At 40.1% G+C, this 18,823-nt stretch carries 26 protein-coding genes; 4 read left to right on the top strand and 22 right to left on the bottom strand.

The genetic code is table 11. From position 1 onward, the window contains the following. The first annotated feature begins 108 nt into the window (after positions 1 to 108). On the top strand, positions 109 to 1,848 hold the full coding sequence (locus I1J71_RS00130; protein ID WP_195183289.1) for an Ig-like domain-containing protein: 1,740 nt from the start codon (positions 109 to 111) through the stop codon (positions 1,846 to 1,848). A gap of 190 nt (positions 1,849 to 2,038) precedes the next feature. Here I1J71_RS00130 and I1J71_RS00125 read toward each other — a convergent pair whose 3' ends face one another. The 14 genes from I1J71_RS00125 to I1J71_RS00060 all read right to left on the bottom strand — a co-directional run bounded on the left by I1J71_RS00125 (position 2,039) and on the right by I1J71_RS00060 (position 12,592). Further along, on the bottom strand, positions 2,039 to 2,479 hold the full coding sequence (locus tag I1J71_RS00125) for an ASCH domain-containing protein (protein WP_195183288.1): 441 nt from the start codon (positions 2,477 to 2,479) through the stop codon (positions 2,039 to 2,041). After that, positions 2,476 to 2,973, bottom strand: coding sequence for an NUDIX hydrolase (locus I1J71_RS00120; RefSeq protein ID WP_195183287.1), 498 nt, complete (start codon positions 2,971 to 2,973; stop codon positions 2,476 to 2,478). The genes I1J71_RS00125 and I1J71_RS00120 overlap by 4 nt, the downstream gene beginning before the upstream one ends. A 40-nt stretch (positions 2,974 to 3,013) precedes the next feature. After that, positions 3,014 to 3,619, bottom strand: a complete 606-nt coding sequence (locus tag I1J71_RS00115; protein ID WP_195183286.1) for a DUF6707 family protein — start codon at positions 3,617 to 3,619, stop codon at positions 3,014 to 3,016. 51 nt (positions 3,620 to 3,670) lie between these two features. Continuing rightward, positions 3,671 to 4,042 carry an Imm51 family immunity protein gene (locus I1J71_RS00110; RefSeq protein WP_195183285.1) on the bottom strand — a complete coding sequence of 124 codons (372 nt, stop codon included), beginning with the start codon at positions 4,040 to 4,042 and terminating at the stop codon, positions 3,671 to 3,673. 61 nt (positions 4,043 to 4,103) lie between these two features. Next, positions 4,104 to 4,442, bottom strand: a complete 339-nt coding sequence (locus I1J71_RS00105) for a DUF7716 domain-containing protein (protein WP_195183284.1) — start codon at positions 4,440 to 4,442, stop codon at positions 4,104 to 4,106. A gap of 18 nt (positions 4,443 to 4,460) precedes the next feature. Continuing rightward, on the bottom strand, positions 4,461 to 4,880 hold the full coding sequence (locus I1J71_RS00100) for an SMI1/KNR4 family protein (protein ID WP_195183283.1): 420 nt from the start codon (positions 4,878 to 4,880) through the stop codon (positions 4,461 to 4,463). A 19-nt stretch (positions 4,881 to 4,899) separates the two neighbouring features. Beyond that, positions 4,900 to 5,235 (bottom strand): hypothetical protein, encoded by a 336-nt coding sequence (locus tag I1J71_RS00095; protein ID WP_195183282.1) that lies wholly within the window; start codon positions 5,233 to 5,235, stop codon positions 4,900 to 4,902. A gap of 36 nt (positions 5,236 to 5,271) precedes the next feature. Continuing rightward, positions 5,272 to 5,970 (bottom strand): 3-oxoacyl-ACP reductase, encoded by a 699-nt coding sequence (locus I1J71_RS00090; protein WP_195183281.1) that lies wholly within the window; start codon positions 5,968 to 5,970, stop codon positions 5,272 to 5,274. Continuing rightward, the gene (locus I1J71_RS00085; protein WP_000141913.1) at positions 5,963 to 6,199 is read right to left on the bottom strand and encodes a DUF2829 domain-containing protein; all 237 of its coding nucleotides are present in this window, start codon (positions 6,197 to 6,199) and stop codon (positions 5,963 to 5,965) included. Before I1J71_RS00085 ends, I1J71_RS00090 begins: the two co-directional genes overlap by 8 nt. Before the next feature lie 98 nt (positions 6,200 to 6,297). Further along, positions 6,298 to 7,224, bottom strand: a complete 927-nt coding sequence (locus I1J71_RS00080) for an aldo/keto reductase (RefSeq protein WP_195183280.1) — start codon at positions 7,222 to 7,224, stop codon at positions 6,298 to 6,300. Positions 7,225 to 7,327: 103 nt separating this feature from the next. Further along, positions 7,328 to 9,325, bottom strand: a complete 1,998-nt coding sequence (gene metG / locus I1J71_RS00075) for a methionine--tRNA ligase (protein ID WP_195183379.1) — start codon at positions 9,323 to 9,325, stop codon at positions 7,328 to 7,330. Between the two features lie 133 nt (positions 9,326 to 9,458). Beyond that, positions 9,459 to 10,718 (bottom strand): ABC transporter permease, encoded by a 1,260-nt coding sequence (locus tag I1J71_RS00070; protein WP_195183279.1) that lies wholly within the window; start codon positions 10,716 to 10,718, stop codon positions 9,459 to 9,461. A gap of 1 nt (position 10,719) precedes the next feature. After that, positions 10,720 to 11,421 carry an ABC transporter ATP-binding protein gene (locus I1J71_RS00065; RefSeq protein ID WP_016465646.1) on the bottom strand — a complete coding sequence of 234 codons (702 nt, stop codon included), beginning with the start codon at positions 11,419 to 11,421 and terminating at the stop codon, positions 10,720 to 10,722. After that, positions 11,405 to 12,592 (bottom strand): efflux RND transporter periplasmic adaptor subunit, encoded by a 1,188-nt coding sequence (locus I1J71_RS00060; RefSeq protein ID WP_195183278.1) that lies wholly within the window; start codon positions 12,590 to 12,592, stop codon positions 11,405 to 11,407. The genes I1J71_RS00065 and I1J71_RS00060 overlap by 17 nt, the downstream gene beginning before the upstream one ends. 238 nt (positions 12,593 to 12,830) lie before the next feature. On the opposite strand from I1J71_RS00060, the gene gor reads away from it, so the two are divergent. Then, complete coding sequence (gene gor, locus I1J71_RS00055; protein ID WP_195183277.1) at positions 12,831 to 14,177, top strand: glutathione-disulfide reductase; 1,347 nt, start codon at positions 12,831 to 12,833, stop codon at positions 14,175 to 14,177. Between the two features lie 140 nt (positions 14,178 to 14,317). Beyond that, the gene (locus I1J71_RS00050; RefSeq protein WP_195183276.1) at positions 14,318 to 14,857 is read left to right on the top strand and encodes a biotin transporter BioY; all 540 of its coding nucleotides are present in this window, start codon (positions 14,318 to 14,320) and stop codon (positions 14,855 to 14,857) included. A gap of 51 nt (positions 14,858 to 14,908) precedes the next feature. Here I1J71_RS00050 and I1J71_RS00045 read toward each other — a convergent pair whose 3' ends face one another. Continuing rightward, positions 14,909 to 15,124, bottom strand: a complete 216-nt coding sequence (locus I1J71_RS00045) for a YdbC family protein (protein ID WP_006145796.1) — start codon at positions 15,122 to 15,124, stop codon at positions 14,909 to 14,911. A 92-nt stretch (positions 15,125 to 15,216) separates the two neighbouring features. Between I1J71_RS00045 and I1J71_RS00040 the strand changes: the two genes are divergently transcribed. Then, complete coding sequence (locus I1J71_RS00040; RefSeq protein WP_006153680.1) at positions 15,217 to 15,537, top strand: hypothetical protein; 321 nt, start codon at positions 15,217 to 15,219, stop codon at positions 15,535 to 15,537. A 29-nt stretch (positions 15,538 to 15,566) separates the two neighbouring features. Here I1J71_RS00040 and I1J71_RS00035 read toward each other — a convergent pair whose 3' ends face one another. The 7 genes from I1J71_RS00035 to rpsP form a co-directional block, all read right to left on the bottom strand. After that, entirely contained in the window at positions 15,567 to 15,905 is a 339-nt protein-coding gene (locus I1J71_RS00035) for an ATP cone domain-containing protein (protein WP_004253071.1), read from the bottom strand. Between the two features lie 12 nt (positions 15,906 to 15,917). Continuing rightward, the gene (gene trmD, locus I1J71_RS00030) at positions 15,918 to 16,637 is read right to left on the bottom strand and encodes a tRNA (guanosine(37)-N1)-methyltransferase TrmD (protein ID WP_195183275.1); all 720 of its coding nucleotides are present in this window, start codon (positions 16,635 to 16,637) and stop codon (positions 15,918 to 15,920) included. Continuing rightward, a complete protein-coding gene (gene rimM, locus I1J71_RS00025) occupies positions 16,627 to 17,145 on the bottom strand; it encodes a ribosome maturation factor RimM (RefSeq protein WP_195183274.1) in 519 nt (172 codons plus the stop codon). The genes trmD and rimM overlap by 11 nt, the downstream gene beginning before the upstream one ends. A 73-nt stretch (positions 17,146 to 17,218) precedes the next feature. Beyond that, positions 17,219 to 17,770 (bottom strand): hypothetical protein, encoded by a 552-nt coding sequence (locus tag I1J71_RS00020; RefSeq protein ID WP_195183273.1) that lies wholly within the window; start codon positions 17,768 to 17,770, stop codon positions 17,219 to 17,221. Beyond that, the gene (locus I1J71_RS00015) at positions 17,760 to 18,104 is read right to left on the bottom strand and encodes a MazG nucleotide pyrophosphohydrolase domain-containing protein (RefSeq protein ID WP_195183272.1); all 345 of its coding nucleotides are present in this window, start codon (positions 18,102 to 18,104) and stop codon (positions 17,760 to 17,762) included. The genes I1J71_RS00020 and I1J71_RS00015 overlap by 11 nt, the downstream gene beginning before the upstream one ends. A 43-nt stretch (positions 18,105 to 18,147) precedes the next feature. Continuing rightward, positions 18,148 to 18,387: an RNA-binding protein KphA gene (gene kphA / locus I1J71_RS00010; protein WP_000379617.1), complete on the bottom strand. Its 240-nt coding sequence runs from the start codon at positions 18,385 to 18,387 to the stop codon at positions 18,148 to 18,150. 19 nt (positions 18,388 to 18,406) lie between these two features. Continuing rightward, positions 18,407 to 18,679: a 30S ribosomal protein S16 gene (gene rpsP, locus I1J71_RS00005; RefSeq protein WP_070460902.1), complete on the bottom strand. Its 273-nt coding sequence runs from the start codon at positions 18,677 to 18,679 to the stop codon at positions 18,407 to 18,409. Positions 18,680 to 18,823: the final 144 nt, after the last annotated feature.

Here is an 18,823-nt window from a genome sequence, read left to right as displayed (position 1 = left end):
GATGTTTTATAAAAATTATTAAGTCGTATTATTTGACCGCTTAATATGTTAGTGATAAAATTGCCTTGTTTGGTATATCAACTATAAAAACTATAAAAAGGAGGAACAATGAAAAAGTTATTTTTTGCTGTTTTTTCTGCGTTTGCGGCCCTTGCACTTCTAATTTCTATCGGTGCATATAGAACGCAAGCAAAAGAATTAACCAGCCAAGTGAAAATTTCTCAAGTGACAACTGAAGGCGAAAAGATTTCATATCACTGGGAAATTGACGGTGGCGTAGAAGTCGGTGATACATTCACAATTTCTATGCCAGAGGACGTTAAGTTTGCTTCTTCCGCTTTTAGCTCAATGAAAAACGCTAGTGGCGAAGAAATTGCAACAGGAAAAGTATCAGATGACGGTAAGACTCTGACTATTACCTTTGTAAAAGGAGGAAATAAAGGGGCTGAAGGAAACGTATCATTCTGGTATAAATGGGATGGAGATAACACCACTGGTCAAGACCAAGAACGCTCCATTAAAATCGGTTCAGAATCTGCAATTGTCAGACGTTCTGGACAAGGTCCAGTACCAGTCCTACTTCCGATTAAGAAGTATAATTCTGGTGGTACAGATAACACTAACTTGCAACACGCTCAAAAAATTTGGGGACCTACAGGAATTCCAGACTGGAGAGATACCCTAGAAGTAACTGATAAGACTACTGATGGTTTCTTGTTCTGGCACATCTCAGTAAACAATGCTGTTGACAAGAAAGAAGCCGCTTCAAGCATCGTCTTTACTGACCAAATGCCTAACCTTCCTGCACTTGATTATAGCCGTATTAAATCTGCTAAAGGTCAAGATGTGTCTCAATACTTCAAAGGTGGAACTTACCTTCCAGCATCATTTGACTTGAAAGTCAATGGTAAAACTCTAGTTGTCAACGGAGTATCAATGTCTGGTCTTGCATTAGAACCATACATTGAGTGGACAGAACATGGATTTAAACTTGATTTGACTAAGGTCAGCGACCAATTTAAAGTTGCATCTACAGACGAAATTACCCTATCATATCAAACACTTCTACAACATGCTGATCAAATCAAGAGCGTAACAAACGTTGCTTCTCTTACAAGTGATCAACACAAAACAGCTGTAGCCAAAGAAAACACTTGGGTTAACAAAGCTGCTTCAGCAGATGCACAAGTCTACAATAGTGACGTAACAACTTCAACAACGACTACATCTACTACTACAACTACTGAGTCTACGACTTCATCCACTACAACTACGACTCCTGAGTCTACAACTTCATCTATTACAACTATGACTCCTGAGTCTACAACTTCATCTACTACAACTACGACTCCTGAGTCTACAACTTCATCTACTACAACTACGACTCCTGAGTCTACAACTTCATCTACTACAACTACGACTCCTGAGTCTACAACTACGACTCCTGAGTCTACAACTTCATCCACTACAACTACGACTGAAGAGCCTAAGACTTCAACTTCAACTACTACAACTACTGAAGAGCCAACTAGTCAAAATAGTAGTGAAGAATCAAGCTCTACAACAACTACAACTACTGAAAGTTCAACTTCAGAGACAACAGCTCCAACTGCAGATACAACAGCTCCAACTGCAGATACAACAGCTTCAACTTCGAAAACAACAACTCCTGAAGCTAATGGTTCAACAACCACTACAACTACTGGAGAACCTACAACAGTTTCAACAACTGGGGACAAACCAGGACTTCCGAACACTGGTGAACGTAATAGCCTAATTGTTTCTGTTGCTGGTGTTGCAATGCTTATCGTAGCTGTAGGAACAGTTTTACATTATCGTAAAAAATAATCAACCAATGTAGAAGTGATATGAATAGGGATTCAAAAGATAAACATCTTTGATATACTTTATCCAGAACTTCACTTGCTAGATTCAAAAAAGCGGACATGATTGTCCGCTTTTTGTTTGCTTGTTTTATCATTTAAAGTCAAAAAAAGCTTTGGATAATGATTTCCAAAACTTTCTTCCTTCTAGTTGTCTACAAAGGGTAGACCTTGCGAAATTCTTCTAAAACAACCTTGCTGTCAGGTGTAAAAGTCAGTTCGGCCTCGCTCATCCACTCGGTGAAAACCTCCTCATGAACTTGACGCCAATAGGCCAGAGATTTATCACCCTCACCTTCCTTGTAGGCATGGTCGGCTGACACTTGATGGAAAGGCTGAACAGAAACCTTTGTGACTTCGACAATGCAGACAGCTTGATCTTGACTGTCTAAAATAATATCAAAGGTCCCTTCTTGTGGCAGGGGGTCGTTATCAACTGCATAAAGATCATAGGCTGATGCAGTTGCCGTCTTTTCACCTTTTAACACCAAATCTGCCAAGAGATCAGCTTCTACTCCAAAAGCCCAAGCATCGATTTCATCTCCGATCGAGGGGTTAATTTGCTTGTAGGCATTCCACATTTCTTGAGGTGTCATTTTTTCTCCTTCTTTTCTTTTACTTTCCAATTCTTATAGCTTGTCAGTTCTAATTCTGGAAATCCTCGTAACTCTGCCTTCACTTTTAATACTAAAGGCGACGCATTTTCTTCGGTAATCTGCTCAAGAGGAAGCCAAATGGCATTTGCTGAATCATTACTTCCATCAAGAACTTCATGAGGAATCGACTTTTGAGAGCCTTCGAAATCGAGTACGATATCATAAAAGGCCATGATATGGTGTACTGCGAAGTCTTTCCCTTCTTCTTGAACCAGCACGTCATAAACCCTAGGATTTGAATACCGGCTAAGCATGTAACCCGTCTCTTCCAGAACTTCTCTCTTGAGGGTTTCAGTCAGTCCCTCACCAACTTCCTGACTACCACCCGGTAGATCAAAACGATGTTGATAAGGTCCTCTCGTTTTCTCAATGCAGAGCAATTTCCCATTTTCAAAGCAAATGCCATAGACACCAAAGTGATTTTTGATTTCCATATTCTACTCTTTTCTAAAAGTCCAAGATTGCTAACTCACCTTATCCTTTAAAAGGAAAGAGGCTATAGATTTCATGCTCCTGGATATACTTCTTTAGTATCTCCATATTCTCTTCGATTTTTGCTTGGATATCTGTCTCTTCACACGTTGACTCATCAATAAAAAGGTGAATCTTTAATAAATCAGTCAGGTATAGCAGACGACGTTCCATTTCTGATTCAGGGCTTGGTGCCTGCTCGATTTTTGCAAGCTTTTGCTCCAAGCTATCACCATTCAAAAATCTCTGATGAACTCTCCTTCTAATTTTTTGAGTGGATTCCTCCCCCTGTTCTAATGGAGATAAAAGGAGTTTTTTATAGACGAGTACCTGATTTTCTGCCTCTCTTTCCAGATAGGCCAATAAAACCAGAGCGCTATCAACAAAGGTCCAAGTGTTATAATTCCCTTCAAATGGAACTTGTATGATCCTATCTAATAATTCCTTAGCCATTTCCTCTTGACCATCCAGATAAAGTAAATAGGCCAGACGATTCAGTGATTCGAGATAGCTAACTTGGGTCTTCTTATTCTTTTTTAATATTTTATCTAAATAGGGATGTAGGTCTGGATTATTTTCCACTAGCTCAACTACTTCTGATAGCTTCATCTGAAATCCTTTCTATTCTTTTTTAAAAAAATTTAAAGAGATTTTAGTCAACTAATCCAACTCTGCTCGACTGAACAAGTCTTTCATAGCTTCAATATCATCGCAAAATTCTTTAAATTCTAAAGCGAATTTAGCCAAGGCGTCCACCTTGGAAGAATAGGCGCAAAACATACTTCCTTCAGGATCAAAGTCGATAGTATCGCTTAATTCAGGCATTTTTTCCTCCAAAAATACCAAAGCCAAGGATGCCCAATCGTAGCCATTTCCTTCAAATCCCTCCTCTTCTCGAGTGTCAAACACTTCCTGTCTGTATTCTCCATCAGGGTAATAAATGAGCGACCCTCGAACATTTTGAGGATCCTCATAATATACAAGCAGGCTAAAAGGGGCAATTTTTTCATTTATGTTTTCATAATCTATCATTTCTTAACTCCTTGTTGTATTTGTTAATTATCAATGAAACTGCATAAATCTAGTATGCTTACTAGCTTTCAAAGTTCATAAAGATATCGTACCGATTATAATAATTTAAAGCATCAACCAAGTCTTGGTGACTTGCATTTGGTTTTTCCTCAAGTGCAACCGAGAGAACATCAAACAACTGCTCTCCATAGTAGACTAGCTGGAGATCTTGCTCCGCTACATCAGCCGGGTAGACATCACGGTCTTCCACGATATCCGGATAATCTGATACCCAATAGAGCCTTTCTAGTGCCAGTTCTCCATCCTCCTTGCCATAGAGGCAAAAATCATCTGAAAAAAACTTGTCCACGCGCACCTGCTCGATGATCTGCTCTAGTGAAAGTTCTTGGTGTTTCCGCATCCCTTCTCCTTTTTCGTCTCACTCTTCAACAAAGGAATTCAAAAAATCCTCAAAAGATGGCCATTGACCATAGATCTCAGCTTTTTCTTCTAGAACATAGAAGTAAACCTTTCCATAGTCCTCTGGCTTTAGAGAAAGAGCATAGTTACCAGATCCAGGATCATAGGCGAAATGGAGAAGGTCTGTTGCCTTAAATCCTTCAGGCACAACCTCATCGTCAAACCATTTCATAGACTTCCTCATCTCATCAAGTGAATTAAAGGAATTAAAAGGAAAGAGATGATGTCCATCGTGGACACCCATTACTTGGGGCTGGCCACCGTTGTGCTTGAGATAAAAGTCCAACATAGTTTTTGGCAATTTCTTTCCAAGAATCTCCTCAAATTGTAAAAGGTCTTCTTTTGAAATCGGTGAATCTTCATCAAGCATCCTAAACATGATTACTCCCTTCAGTTTTCTACAATTTTTCTTCCAATACCTTATCAATAAAGTCATAGACGTTTGCAGCTACTTTTTGCATTTCTAAGGATCCTAAAGCACCCAAGTCATTTTCATAAATGCAATCATCTGCATTTTTCTTAATAAAGTAGGCCAAATCACCTTCCTGTCCAATCATAAAGTAATCTGGCTCTACTTCCTCAATCTGATAAGTCTCATTACGCTCTTGAAGATCCTCCTTGGCATACAAACAGATGCCTGAATCTCCAACTTCATAGGGGTCAATCTCTTTCCACTCCGTTAAAAACTGATAGTAGAGATTGGGCAAGATAAATCCAAACTCATCTCTTTTCATAGTTCACCTCCACATATTCACTGAGTATCAACTATATTACTTCAAAGACCAACCACCATCAATAGTCAGAATCTGTCCCTGCATGGCGCTTGCCTTTCCGCTTGCTAAAAAGAGGCTGACTTCTGCCACTTCCTCTGGCTCAATCCAGCGTTTGATAGGTGTTTCACTGGCTACCCAGTCAGCTAGTCCACCTAGCTCAAAGTCAGCTGCTGTCATACCAGTCTTAACTGCACCAGGAGCAATGCCAAAAACCTGAATACCAGCTTCAGCATAGTCTAAAGCTAATTGCTTGGTAAATCCTGCTAAGGCATGTTTAGAAGAGGTATAGGCGTGCCCACCTCCGCCTGCTAGACTTGAAGCAATGGAACACATATTGATGATGATCCCTCGCTTCTTCTCCAACATTTTAGTCAGATAATGCCGTGTCAGCTCTACCGGAGTCACATAGTTGATCTCAAAGATTTCCTGAATCTCCTGAGCGCTTTGCTCAAGAAGCGGTTTGTAATCATCCAATACTCCCGCTGTATTGCACAAGACATCTACCTGAGGGCACCAGTCAAAAATTGGTTCTAAGTCAAGTGTTAAATCACGTTGTAGAAAGCGAAAGTCACCTTGTAAGGCAGGATTTTCACCCTGATCCACTCCAAAAACCTGATAACCTTTTTCTAAAAAGAGTCGAGCTTGAGCCAGACCAATCCCTGAGCTCACACCTGTAATCAGTACACGTTTAGTCATGTACTTCCACCCAGTCTGTCGCTAAGACATCACAAGGAGTTGGACTCCACATGGAAAAGCCTTCGCCTTCACCAGACACGTTAATGAGGAAATAAGGTGTCACTTCCAGAGCCACTCCATTTTGCTCGATGGTATCAAAAAGCTGGACATAGTTTTCAGCTCCTCCCCAGCCAGTACGCACATATTTCTTTTTTGCCTTTAGTCCAGGCAGGATTTCTTCGAATGTCATGTTTTTCTCCTTTGTTATCTATAAATCTTAATTTCATTATAACAAAAAACCGTTTTCCAACGGCTTTTTGACTGTGATTTCTTAAAATGCATTTTTTCCTATGGCAAATCATTCCCTGCTGCGAGGTAAATCTCATACCATTCCTTTCGAGTCAGGTTGACATGACTTGCTTGGCTGGCTTCTATCAAATGTTTAGGGTTAGTTGTTCCTACTACTGCTTGCATCTTAGCTGGATAGCGTAACACCCAAGCGATAGCAATAGCTGAAGGGCTCACACCGTATTTTAAGGCTAATCGATTTAGGACTTGGTTTAGTTGTTGGAACTTCTCATTGCCGACAAAATTCCCTTTGAAATATCCGAACTGCAAGACTGACCAGGCCTGAATAACCATGTCGTTTAATTTGCAGTATTCAAAGATGCTACCATCACGCAAAGCTGCCTTATCACCTTCCATATTGACATGGAAACCTGATGCAAATCCTGGCGTGAAAGCTGCGCTTAGTTGTAATTGATTGATAGATAAAGGTTGTTTGACCTCTTTCTTCAGTAATTCCATCATCATAGGATTTTGATTGGACACACCGAAGTCTCGAACTTTACCTGATGTGTGTAGAATTTCAAAGGCTTGAGCAACTTGATCAGCTTCCATCAAAGCGTCTGGACGATGGAGAAGCAAGCTATCTAGATAATCAACCTGCAATCTTTTTAGAATCCCGTCTACTGATTCTAAAATATAATCTTTTGAAAAATCAAAATAGGTAAATTCTTCTATGCGAATGCCACACTTGGACTGGATCCACATCTTTTCACGAAGGTCAGGACGATTGTTTAACACTTGACCCAGTAATTCTTCGCAACGACCTCCACCATAGATATCTGCCAAGTCAAAGGCATTGATTCCTACAGATAGGGCTGTTTCAACCAAGTCCTCAACCTCTTTAACCGACTTGTCACTGATTCGCATCATGCCTAGAACGATTTCGGACAATTCTCTTTTCTCTTGACTAAATGGAATGTATTTCATGGCAATTTCCTCCGTTTTCATTCATTATAAAGTAGAATGGCACTTTTATCAACTACTACATTACAAAAGAAAAGAACCAGTTTAAACTGGTTCTTTTTAAATCTTAGCCAATCACACTTCCGTTTGGTACAGCTGGATCAACTGTGAGAAGGGTTAATTTGCCATCATGTTCAGCTGAGAGAATCATCCCTTGGCTGACATATTTTTTCATCATCTTACGTGGTTTGAGGTTGGCAACGATTTGGACTTTCTTGCCGACCAATTCTTGTTCGTTTGGATAGTATTTTGCAATACCAGAAAGGATTTGACGGTCTTCACCATCACCAGCATCCAACCGGAATTGAAGCAACTTATCAGAACCTTCCACTTTAGACACTTCTTTTACTTCAGCGACACGTATTTCAACCTTGTCAAAGTCTTCAAACTTAATTTCTTCCTTGTTAAGTTTGAGTTCAACTTCGTCTGGGTTCCACTCTTTTTCGACGGCAGGCTTGTTGCCTTCCATTTGTTCCTTGATATAGGCGATTTCTTCTTCCATATCCAGACGTGGGAAGATTGGTGTTCCCTTAGCAACTACTGTTACACCTGCAGGGAAATCAGCCAGGCTCAAGTTTTCAAGGCTAGAAACTTCTGCTAGACCAAGTTGTGTCAAGACTGCACGACTGGTCTCCATCATAAATGGATCAATCAAGTGAGCTACGACACGAAGGCTAGCTGCCAAGTGGCTCATCACACTTGCCAATTGGTCACGTTGCGCTTCGTCCTTAGCCAGTACCCATGGAGCTGTCTCATCGATGTATTTATTGGTACGTGAGATAAGAGTCCAGACTGCTTCAAGTGCACGTGGATAGTCAACTGCTTCCATGTAGGTATTGTAGTCAGCGATTGATTGTTCTGCCACTTGAGCAAGTTCATTGTCAAAGTCTGTTACACCTTCTACATAGACAGGGATTTGACCATCAAAGTACTTGTTAATCATTGAAACCGTACGGTTGAGGAGGTTTCCAAGGTCGTTTGCCAATTCATAGTTGATGCGCCCTACATAGTCCTCTGGAGTGAAGGTGCCATCTGAACCGACTGGAAGGCTACGCATGAGGTAGTAACGAAGTGGATCGAGGCCATAGCGCTCTACCAACATTTCAGGATAAACGACATTCCCTTTAGACTTAGACATCTTGCCGTCTTTCATGACAAACCAACCATGAGCAATCAAGCGGTCAGGTAATTTAACATCCAACATCATAAGAAGGATTGGCCAGTAGATGGAGTGGAAACGAAGGATGTCTTTCCCAACCATTTGGAAGACTGTTCCATTCCAGAACTTATCAAAGTTACCGTGTTCATCTTGACCATAACCAAGAGCAGTCACATAGTTAAGAAGGGCATCGATCCATACATAGACAACGTGTTTTGGATTTGATGGGACTGGTACACCCCAGGTAAAGGTTGTACGAGATACTGCTAAGTCTTCCAAACCTGGCTCAATGAAGTTACGCAACATTTCATTAAGGCGACCATCTGGAGTGATGAAGTCAGGATGTGATTTGAAAAATTCGACCAAGCGGTCTTGGTATTTGCTGAGGCGAAGGAAGTATGACTCTTCTGAAACCCATTCAACCTCGTGACCTGATGGAGCGATACCACCCGTCACATTTCCAGCTTCGTCACGGAAAACTTCCGCAAGCTGGCTTTCTGTAAAGAATTCCTCATCGGATACTGAATACCAGCCAGAATATTCACCTAGGTAGATGTCATCTTGAGCAAGCAAGCGTTCAAAAACTTGCGCTACCACTTTTTCATGGTAGTCATCAGTTGTACGGATAAATTTATCATATGAGATATCCAGTAATTGCCAGAGTTCTTTAACACCAACTGCCATTCCGTCAACATAGGCTTGAGGCGTGATGCCAGCTTCTTCTGCTTTTTGTTGAATCTTTTGACCATGCTCATCAAGACCAGTCAGATAAAAGACATCGTAGCCCATCAGGCGTTTGTAACGTGCTAAGACATCACATGCGATAGTTGTGTAGGCAGAACCGATATGAAGTTTACCAGATGGATAGTAAATCGGTGTTGTAATATAAAAATTCTTTTCAGACATAATATTTCCTTTCCAGGCTAATGAAACCTGTTTTTCTAACACTTCATTATACCACATTTTTAGTGATTTTCGATAGAGAAATCCATACAAAAACAAGACAGACAAATGTCCATCTCGTTTTTTATCTTTTAAATTATTCATAGCGAAGAGCTTCGATTGGATCGAGCTTAGAGGCTTTATTGGCTGGTAGAACGCCGAATATCATACCGATACTAGCTGAGACCGCTAGACTAAAGAGAGCGATTGGGATGGATACACCAACTTCGATTCCTGCAATCATGTTTTGAAGTAATACGCCTGCAAGCATGGTCACCCCTGCAGCAAGTACAAGGCCGATGATACCACCTAACAAGGTCAAAATCATGGATTCAATCAAGAACTGAACTAGAATATTACCACGTGTGGCTCCTAGTGCTTTGCGTAGACCAATCTCACGGGTACGCTCTGTCACCGAAACAAGCATGATATTCATAACACCAGTACCACCGACAAAGAGAGAAATCCCAGCAATAGCACTAATTATCGTTGTTATAAAGCCGAAGAGTTGTTGTACTTCTTGGAAGGCAGCAGACGCATCTGCAACTTGATATTCCCCTTGTTGAAGCCCCGCAATCTCTGTCATTCTTCTTGCCAACTCTGGACCCAAAGTCTGAGTCAAGCTAGTATCATTGACACGGAAGACAATATTTGAAATCTCGTCTGTGTTAAAATTAGCTGCTAAGGAAATATTGGTCGTAATTGGTAGTCCTCCGACTCCAAATGTTTTCGCAGCCTTAGCTTCTTTACTTGCATAAACACCAATAACACGGTAACTGATTTCATTTACTTCAACAATTTGGTTGAGGGCTTCTTTTGCTGAACCAAAAAGGCTATTGGCAAGTTCTTCATCTAAAATGATTACACTTGCAAAATCTTTATAATCTTGTGCTTTAAGTCCACGACCTGCAATGATTTCATTTTCGACCGCATCCATATAGGTGACATTCCCACCTGTCATGTTAGCGTGTTCGACCTTTTTATCCTTATAAGTCAAGGTCACATTGGCTGAGTTGGTTACGTAATAACTATCTACTCCCTTAAGCTTTGCAGCTTCCTTAACCCAAGCTTCTTGAGGTTTTGGTGGTTCAACAAAAACTTCTTCTTGACCGCCAGACAAGGTCAGTGCAGATTGTCTTTGTGTAAAGGAACCGTCCTTACTCTTAGTAGGTGAGAAAAAGACATGAATGTCTTTCTGGGACTTGGTCATGTTTTTATTGACCTGACGAGACATAGAGTCACCCAAGGCCATGATTACGACAACTGAGGAAACACCGATGATAATACCAATCATGGTCAAGAAGGAGCGCATCTTGTGAGCCATTATAGATGAAAAGGCAAATTTCAGATTCTGCATCTTAGTTTTCCTCCTTTTCTACTTGGGCACTGTCAGACGAAATGACACCATCTCGGATGACGATTTGACGCTTCGCATAGGCGGCAATTTCAGGCTCATGCGTTACCATAATGATGGTTTTTCCTTCTTTGTTCAATTCAACCAAGAGTTGCATGATCTGATTTCCTGTTTTGGTATCCAAGGCTCCAGTAGGTTCATCTGCCAAGATGATAGAAGGATTGTTAACGAGTGCACGCGCTATGGCCACCCTTTGTTTCTGCCCCCCAGACAACTCCGAAGGTAAATGATGGCTACGTTCAGTCAGTTCAACCTTTTCCAGATACTCTTCTGCTAATTTGCGACGTTTTGAAGCTGAAACTCCCGCATAAATCAAGGGAAGTTCGACATTCTGGAGAGCATTCATTTTGGACAAGAGAAAGAATTGCTGAAAGACAAAGCCAATTTCTTGATTTCGTACCTTGGCTAATTGTTTCTCACCCAAACCAGCTACTTCTTTTCCATCTAGAAAATACTGACCACTTGTAGGGGTATCCAACATTCCAATGGTATTCATGAGGGTGGACTTACCAGAACCAGATGGTCCCATGATAGCCACGAATTCTCCCTCGTGAACTTCAAGGTTAATGTTTTTGAGAACTTGAAGCTCTTGATCACCATTTCGATAACTACGGCAGATATTTTTGAGGCTAATTAGTTGCTTCATCAGTCTTCACCTCTTTTCCTTCTTGCAAGGAAGCTGTCGGATTACTGATGACTTTTGCTCCATCTGTCAGACCAGATGTGATTTCTTGGTTTTCTGCATCTGCATTGCCCAATCCAACTTCAACCTTTTTGGCCTTTTGATTTTCATCAAGAATCCAAACATAGTTTTTATCTTCTTCCATGACGATACTTGTAATAGGAACAAGCAATGCTTTACTCATACTTTTCACTTCGACACTGACAGAAAAACCTTGTTTCAAATCGCCAATTTCACTAGTTACATCGACCGTATATGGGTATTTAGAACCTGTGTTTGAACCAGCTAAGCTACTACTTGCTTCGCTACTGTTCTTTGGATAATTTGAAATATAGCTAATCTTACCATTCCAAGTTTTATCTGGATAAACCTTAGAAGTAAAGGTAACTTCTTGGCCTACAGATAGATTAGCAAGGTTGTACTCAGAAAGTTCTCCCTTGACCTGCAAGTTGTCGTTACTAACGATATGTACCAATACTTGGCTATTTCCTGTTGGAGATTTTGAAACATTGCGATTGACTTCGACAACTGTACCTTCTACTATACTCAAAACTGTAGCGGCATCCAACTGTGCCTGGGCTTTTTCAAGTTGCGCTGCTGCATCTGCACGAACATCACGCGCATCACTGATTTGTGAATCGATAGAAGCTGTAGCTGATGTAGAAGATTGTGCTTGGGTTTGGTCCGTAGCGCCTTCAATCCCAGCTTGAGGGAGCACAGGTGTTGCTGCAGCAGTATTTCGAGCCTCATTCAATTCATTGATATGACGGTCAGCTTTCGCAACTGCACGACTGGCAGCATCATAGGCAGCCTGAGCTTCAGTACTACTATACTTAACAAGTGCTTGGCCTTCACTTACCTTATCTCCTACAGAGACCGAAACCTCATCCAAGTCACCTTTACTAGCGTCATAATAAACATATTGCTCATTTTGAGCTGTTACGGTACCAGATAAGAGAACCGATGAAGCCACTGATCCCTCTTTGGCAAGAACGATTTTTGCAGTTTCATCTTGTGTTGCAGCTTGATTTGGTTGTCTCAATAGAAGGACAGCAGCTGCTCCTACTACAAGAACTGACGTAACTCCGATAGCTGTAAATAGGGGCCATTTTTTAGCTTTTGACTTCTTTTTCATATCATACCTCTTTTATAAACATATATTAAGATTATAGCACAAGTCATAAAAATGGACAATTGCTTTCTGACCATCCAAAAATAATTGCCAAATCTTTTATTGTTGTGTTAGTTATATAATACAACTTCTTTTTTATTTTTGCAAGCATTTTCTTAAGAAATTTAAGCGTAGCAGATTTTTGCATTGACTTTCAAAAAAAGATAGAATATGACTAGAAAACAACTAAAGGAGCTTTCTTATGAGAGAATATGATATTATCGCCATCGGAGGAGGTAGCGGGGGAATTGCTACCATGAATCGTGCTGGTGAACATGGTGCTAAGGCGGCAGTTATTGAGGAAAAGAAATTAGGTGGAACTTGTGTCAACCAGGGCTGTGTCCCTAAAAAAATCATGTGGTATGGAGCCCAAATTGCAGAGAGTATCCACAAATATGGACCTGACTATGGATTCACAAATACTGGGAACGAATTTGATTATGCAACTCTTCGTAAGAATCGTGAAGCCTATATTGACCGTGCTCGTTCTTCTTACGATGGAAGCTTCAAGCGCAACGGAGTTGATTTGATTGAAGGACGTGCCGAGTTCATTGATCCTCATACTGTCAGCGTTAATGGTGAGTTGATCCACGCTAAGCATATTGTGATTGCGACTGGAGCTCATCCTCATATTCCTGCTATTCCTGGTGCTGAACTAGGTGGTAGCTCAGATGATGTCTTCGCCTGGGAAGAGTTGCCTGAATCGGTAGCTATTCTAGGTGCTGGTTACATTGCTGTAGAATTAGCTGGTGTACTCCATACACTTGGTGTAAAGACTGATCTTTTCGTACGCCGTGAACGTCCTCTACGTGGATTTGATAGCTATATCGTTGAGAGTCTAGTTCAAGAAATGGAAAATACAGGACTAAACCTCCACACCCATAAGGTTCCTGCTAAACTTGAAGAAACCGAAGAAGGTATTACCATTCATTTCGAAGATGGCAGCACTCATACTGCCAGTCAAGTTATCTGGGCAACTGGTCGTCGTCCAAATGTTAAAGGACTTCAACTCGAAAAAGCTGGTGTCACCCTCAATGAACGCGGCTTTATCCAGGTTGATGAATACCAGAACACAGTCGTTGACGGAATCTACGCTCTTGGAGATGTCACAGGTGAAAAGGAACTAACTCCTGTCGCTATCAAGGCTGGTCGTACCCTATCCGAGAGACTTTTCAACGGTAAAACCAATGCTAAAATGGACTACACGACTATTCCAACTGTAGTTTTCTCACACCCAGCAATCGGAACAGTCGGTCTGACTGAGGAAGAAGCTATCAAAGAGTACGGCCAAGAAAACGTTAAAGTCTATACTTCAAAATTTGCATCTATGTATTCTGCCGTTACTAGTCACCGTCAAGAAGCTCGCTTCAAGCTCGTAACAGCTGGTGCAGACGAAAAGGTAGTAGGACTTCATGGAATTGGCTACGGAGTTGACGAAATGATTCAAGGTTTCGCAGTTGCTATCAAGATGGGAGCTACAAAAGCTGACTTTGATGCTACTGTCGCTATCCACCCAACTGGCTCAGAAGAATTTGTAACCATGCGTTAAAAGAAAAGAGAGACCCCTTGGTCTCTTTTTTACTTTAAATCGGCCGTTACAGATTTGTAACCTTTTATTTTAAAATAAGTTGACATTTATATATCATCCGGTATAATAGTTACTATAATTTATAGAAGAGGTTAACTATTTTGAAAAAAGCACACATTTACGCTATCCCAGCTATCGGGGCTGCTCTTATTGCAGTATTAGCCCAGATTAGTATTCCCATTGGTCCAGTTCCTTTCACTCTGCAAAACTTTGCTATTGGACTCATCGCTACTGTATTTAGACCAAGGGAAGCTGTTCTCTCTGTCGGACTCTATCTCTTACTTGGAGCAATTGGCCTTCCGGTCTTTGCTAACGGTGGAGCTGGATTTCATGTTTTAGTTGGACCAAGCGCTGGTTATCTTTGGTTCGACCTTGTCTATGCAGGGCTTGCTTCCTATCTCATTCATACCAATAGTGGAGTCCTACGTATTTTCTTTGCAAATCTCTTGGGAGATTCACTTGTTTTTGTCGGTGGTATTCTCAGTCTCCACTTCTTAGCTGGAATGCCTTTTGATAAAGCACTGGCTGTAGGTGTTATTCCCTTTATCATACCTGATCTTGCCAAAATTGTAGCCATTAGCTTCATCAGCCGACCACTACTCCAACGTCTCCGTACACAAGCTTATTTTTCAAGCAAATAAAAAAGGCCGGGAATTTCCCTAGCCTCTTTTTAATTAATCTTAGATGAAAGTTTATTGATTCTTAAAAGCATCCACCATGACTTGAAACTCTTCGTTTGAGAGGGTGATTCCTTTCCCCATCTTGGTGTGGTCAGGACTCCAGCTACGAATGTCAAACTTCGCCGGTGCACCATTAAAGCTGACACGATTGATTTCTTTGGTCCATCCTTTTTCATTTTCAGATAGAGTAAGTAAGTGTTCTTCGATTTCAAATGTAAATTCTGCCATGTTCTTCTCCTTTTTGTTCTCAATTGATTATTCGAAAAATCTTGTAGATTTCATAAAATTTTTATATAATGATGTAAAGAAGGGAGGCCGGAATGAAAGATTTATTAAAACAGGCTTTGCAAAAAGTCCATGATTTTGTCAATGGACATGAAGATTCCATTCCTGAAAAAAGCGATTCCCTAATTGCTAGACTTGAAGAAGCCCTAGCCCAAAAAAAGGCTGTACATATCATCTTTGCGGAAACGAGTTTTACAGGCGATATTATCAAGTATGATACTGACCGCCAACAAATTATTGTTAAAAATTTCGCCAAAAACGTCAGCCGTATTATTCGAGTGTCGGATATTCGAAGGGTAACTTTCGTTCCCTCTACTATCCAAACGGCCCAAAAAAGAAGATTTAAGAAAGAGTGAGATGCTTTTATCATCTCACTCTTTTTCTATTAACGAATTTGTTCAAAATGAAGGTGAACAGCGATGTGGTCGCCGTAACCACTTCTCTCCAAATCACGTTGCAAACGGTAAGAGATATAGTGTTCTGCAATAGTGATATATCCTGCACCTAGTAAGCGGTGCTCAACCATTGATTGGATCATACTGATAGTTGCACGTTCTACTTTTGCTTCTTCCAAATCCAAAACAACCTTTTTAGTAACTTGAGCTAGATTTTGGCGCAAATCGTCCGTCAATACATAGACTGTTTGAGCTGCCTTGAGGATAGCTTGGTAGATTTTATCTGGATCAAAATCAGCGACTTGTCCATCACGTTTAATTACTTGCATAGTTTTCTCCTTTTAATTGTTATTTTCTTTTATTTTTGCTAACATTTTCTCTTCTTCTGCTGTCAACTGATAATGTTCCAGCAAATCAGGTCTGCGTTGGTAGGTTTTCTTCAGACTCTCATAGAGACGCCATTGACGGATATTTTCATGGTGGCCACTCATGAGAACATCTGGGACTACCATACCACGAAAATCATAAGGTCTTGTGTACTGAGGATATTCTAGGAGTCCAGATGAGAAACTGTCATCTTGATGACTAGTTTCCTTTCCGATAACTTCTGGAATCAAGCGAACCGTCGCATCAATCATAGTCATTGCTGCTAGTTCTCCACCAGTCAAGACATAATCTCCTAACGAGATCTCATCCGTCACCAGAGTCTTAATTCGTTCGTCATACCCTTCGTAGTGACCACAGATAAAAATGAGTTCTTCTTCCTTAGCCAAATCTTCCGCATAGGCCTGGTCAAACTGCTTACCAGCTGGGTCTAAGAGAATCACGCGCGGGTTCTTTTTTTCAATGGCATCGAAGGCATCAAAGATGGGTTGTGCTCGGAGCAACATTCCTTGACCACCACCATAGGGTTCATCATCTACATGACGCGCCTTCTCCGCATATTCACGAAAATTATGATATTGGATATCTAAGAGTCCTTTTTCACGTGCTTTTCCAACGATAGAATGCTCTAAGGGTGAGAACATTTCAGGAAAGAGGGTTAAAATATCAATCTTCATCGTCTAACCCTTCTAAGAGTTCTACATCCACACGATTATTTGGAATATCCACATTCAGTACAACCGGCGGGATATAAGGCAAGAGTAAGTCATGTTTACCTTTTCGTTTAACTACCCAAACATCATTGGCACCTGGTTGAAGGATTTCCTTGATGGTTCCAATCAAGTTATCTCCCTCATAGACTTCTAAACCGATAATCTCGTGGTAGTAAAACTCACCATCATCAAGATCATTGAGATTCTCCTCAGCAACCTTTAGACTGTAACCCTTGTATTTTTCAATGTCATTGATATGGTACATATCCTTGAACTTGATGATATCGAAGTTTTTGTGCTTACGATGGCTAGCAATAACCACTGTTCGCACAAATTGATCTTTTTCATCAAATAAGGCAAGTTCTGCCCCTTTTTTAAAGCGTTCTTCAGTAAAATCTGTCACTGACAAGACTCGCATCTCACCCTGCAAGCCCTGAGTATTGACAATTTTTCCAACGTTAAAATAGTTCATCTGATCTCCTGTATCTATTTCTCCCTTTATTTTATCATGTTACAGGGATTTTCTCAAGTTGGAGAAAAATCAGCTATAATCCCAAAAGTGCTAGTAGTTTCCTCTTTAATGTTAATTTATATTTGAAAGAAGAAATATTTATATTCCCGTTATACATATTACTATAAAATGTATACTCCCCGATTTGACCCTGACTTGTCTTCCATTTCATCCTTAAACTAGGTATATTCTCAGGTAAATTTGTATGAATCAATAGACATGTATAATTCTTTAAATTTTTAACTGTATGCAGTTTATCGTTAACAACTAATCGATTACTTTTTGAATCATAGGCTAAAGAATAAAATTCTACAATTTCAATATCAACTTCCTTTGGATAAAAAATCAAATGGTGATAATGTTTATCATTTTCATCATGTTTAAACTCATAAATATGATGAAATCTTGTATGTAAGGAATCAAATTCGATTGGTTTAATTGCCTGAATTTCAATATTATTGATATATGCTTTATTCTGGAAACTAATTTTTAAAATTACACCGATAAACGTCAAAATCTGTACAATTCGCAATAACCAATCAATATACATTGCCCAATCTATTTTTAGAAAATAATCAGTGTCCATTATTTCTCAAATCTCCTTTCAAAAATCCTTCCAAATCTTGTTTATGCTGATACTTGATGGATGCCTTTTTATCTTTTTCAAAAATGGTCTTCGTTAGGTCAATATCGTTGATAGCTGCAATTGCCACTGTGTAGTGAATGATATCTGCCAACTCCTTTGCCAATTCCTCGTTTGAATCTTGGACACCCTCTTTTCTACCTGAACGTCCATTTAAAACCTCAGCGACTTCTCCAACTTCTTCAACTAGTTTTATAAAAAGTCCTTCTTCTGTTCTAGATTGTTGATAATGGTCAAGTAAGTATCCCTCTAGTTGTCTAACTGTTAAATCCTTCATATCCTTCTCCTTGCAAAAAAAGCGAGACCTCGTCCCGCTTTTCTTATTTTTCATCAATAACGATTCTTACTTTTTTGTCTTCAGTTGGGACAGAGTAGACAATCGTTCTTATCGCAGAGATAGTGCGACCCTTACGACCGATTACACGACCCACATCGCTCTGGTCAAGATCCAAATGATATTCCAAAAATTCCGGTGTATCTTCAATCTTGATAGTTAAGGCATCTGGTTGTGAAATCAAAGGTTTCACAATTGCAATAATGAGATTTTCAATCGTATCCATCTGTCAACCTACTTTAAACTTATTTAGAGAATTTAGAATCGTGGAATTTTTTCAATACGCCTTCTTTTGAAAGGATGTTGCGAACTGTATCTGAAGGTTGAGCTCCATCAGCCAACCATGCAAGAACGCGGTCTTCTTTCAAAGTTACTTGGTTTTCTTCAACAAGTGGGTTGTAAGTTCCAACTGTTTCGATGAAACGTCCATCACGTGGTGAACGTGAATCTGCAACGTTAATACGGTAGAAAGGTTTTTTCTTAGAACCCATACGAGTCAAACGGATTTTAACTGCCATTTTTAATATCTCTTTTCTTTTATTTTTTAGTTCGGTGAAATAGCTAAGCTATTTAGCACATGTTCTATTATAGCAGATTTCTGAGAGGTGTCAAGAAAAAAACTTGACAGAGTTTAAAATTTTTAAATTTTTTAGACTAATAGG

Source organism: Streptococcus infantis (assembly GCF_015546995.1).
Taxonomy (GTDB): Bacteria; Bacillota; Bacilli; order Lactobacillales; family Streptococcaceae; genus Streptococcus; species Streptococcus infantis_J.
The sequence above is the reverse complement of the archived record's forward strand: the minus strand, read 5'-3'. Positions and strand labels throughout refer to the sequence as shown.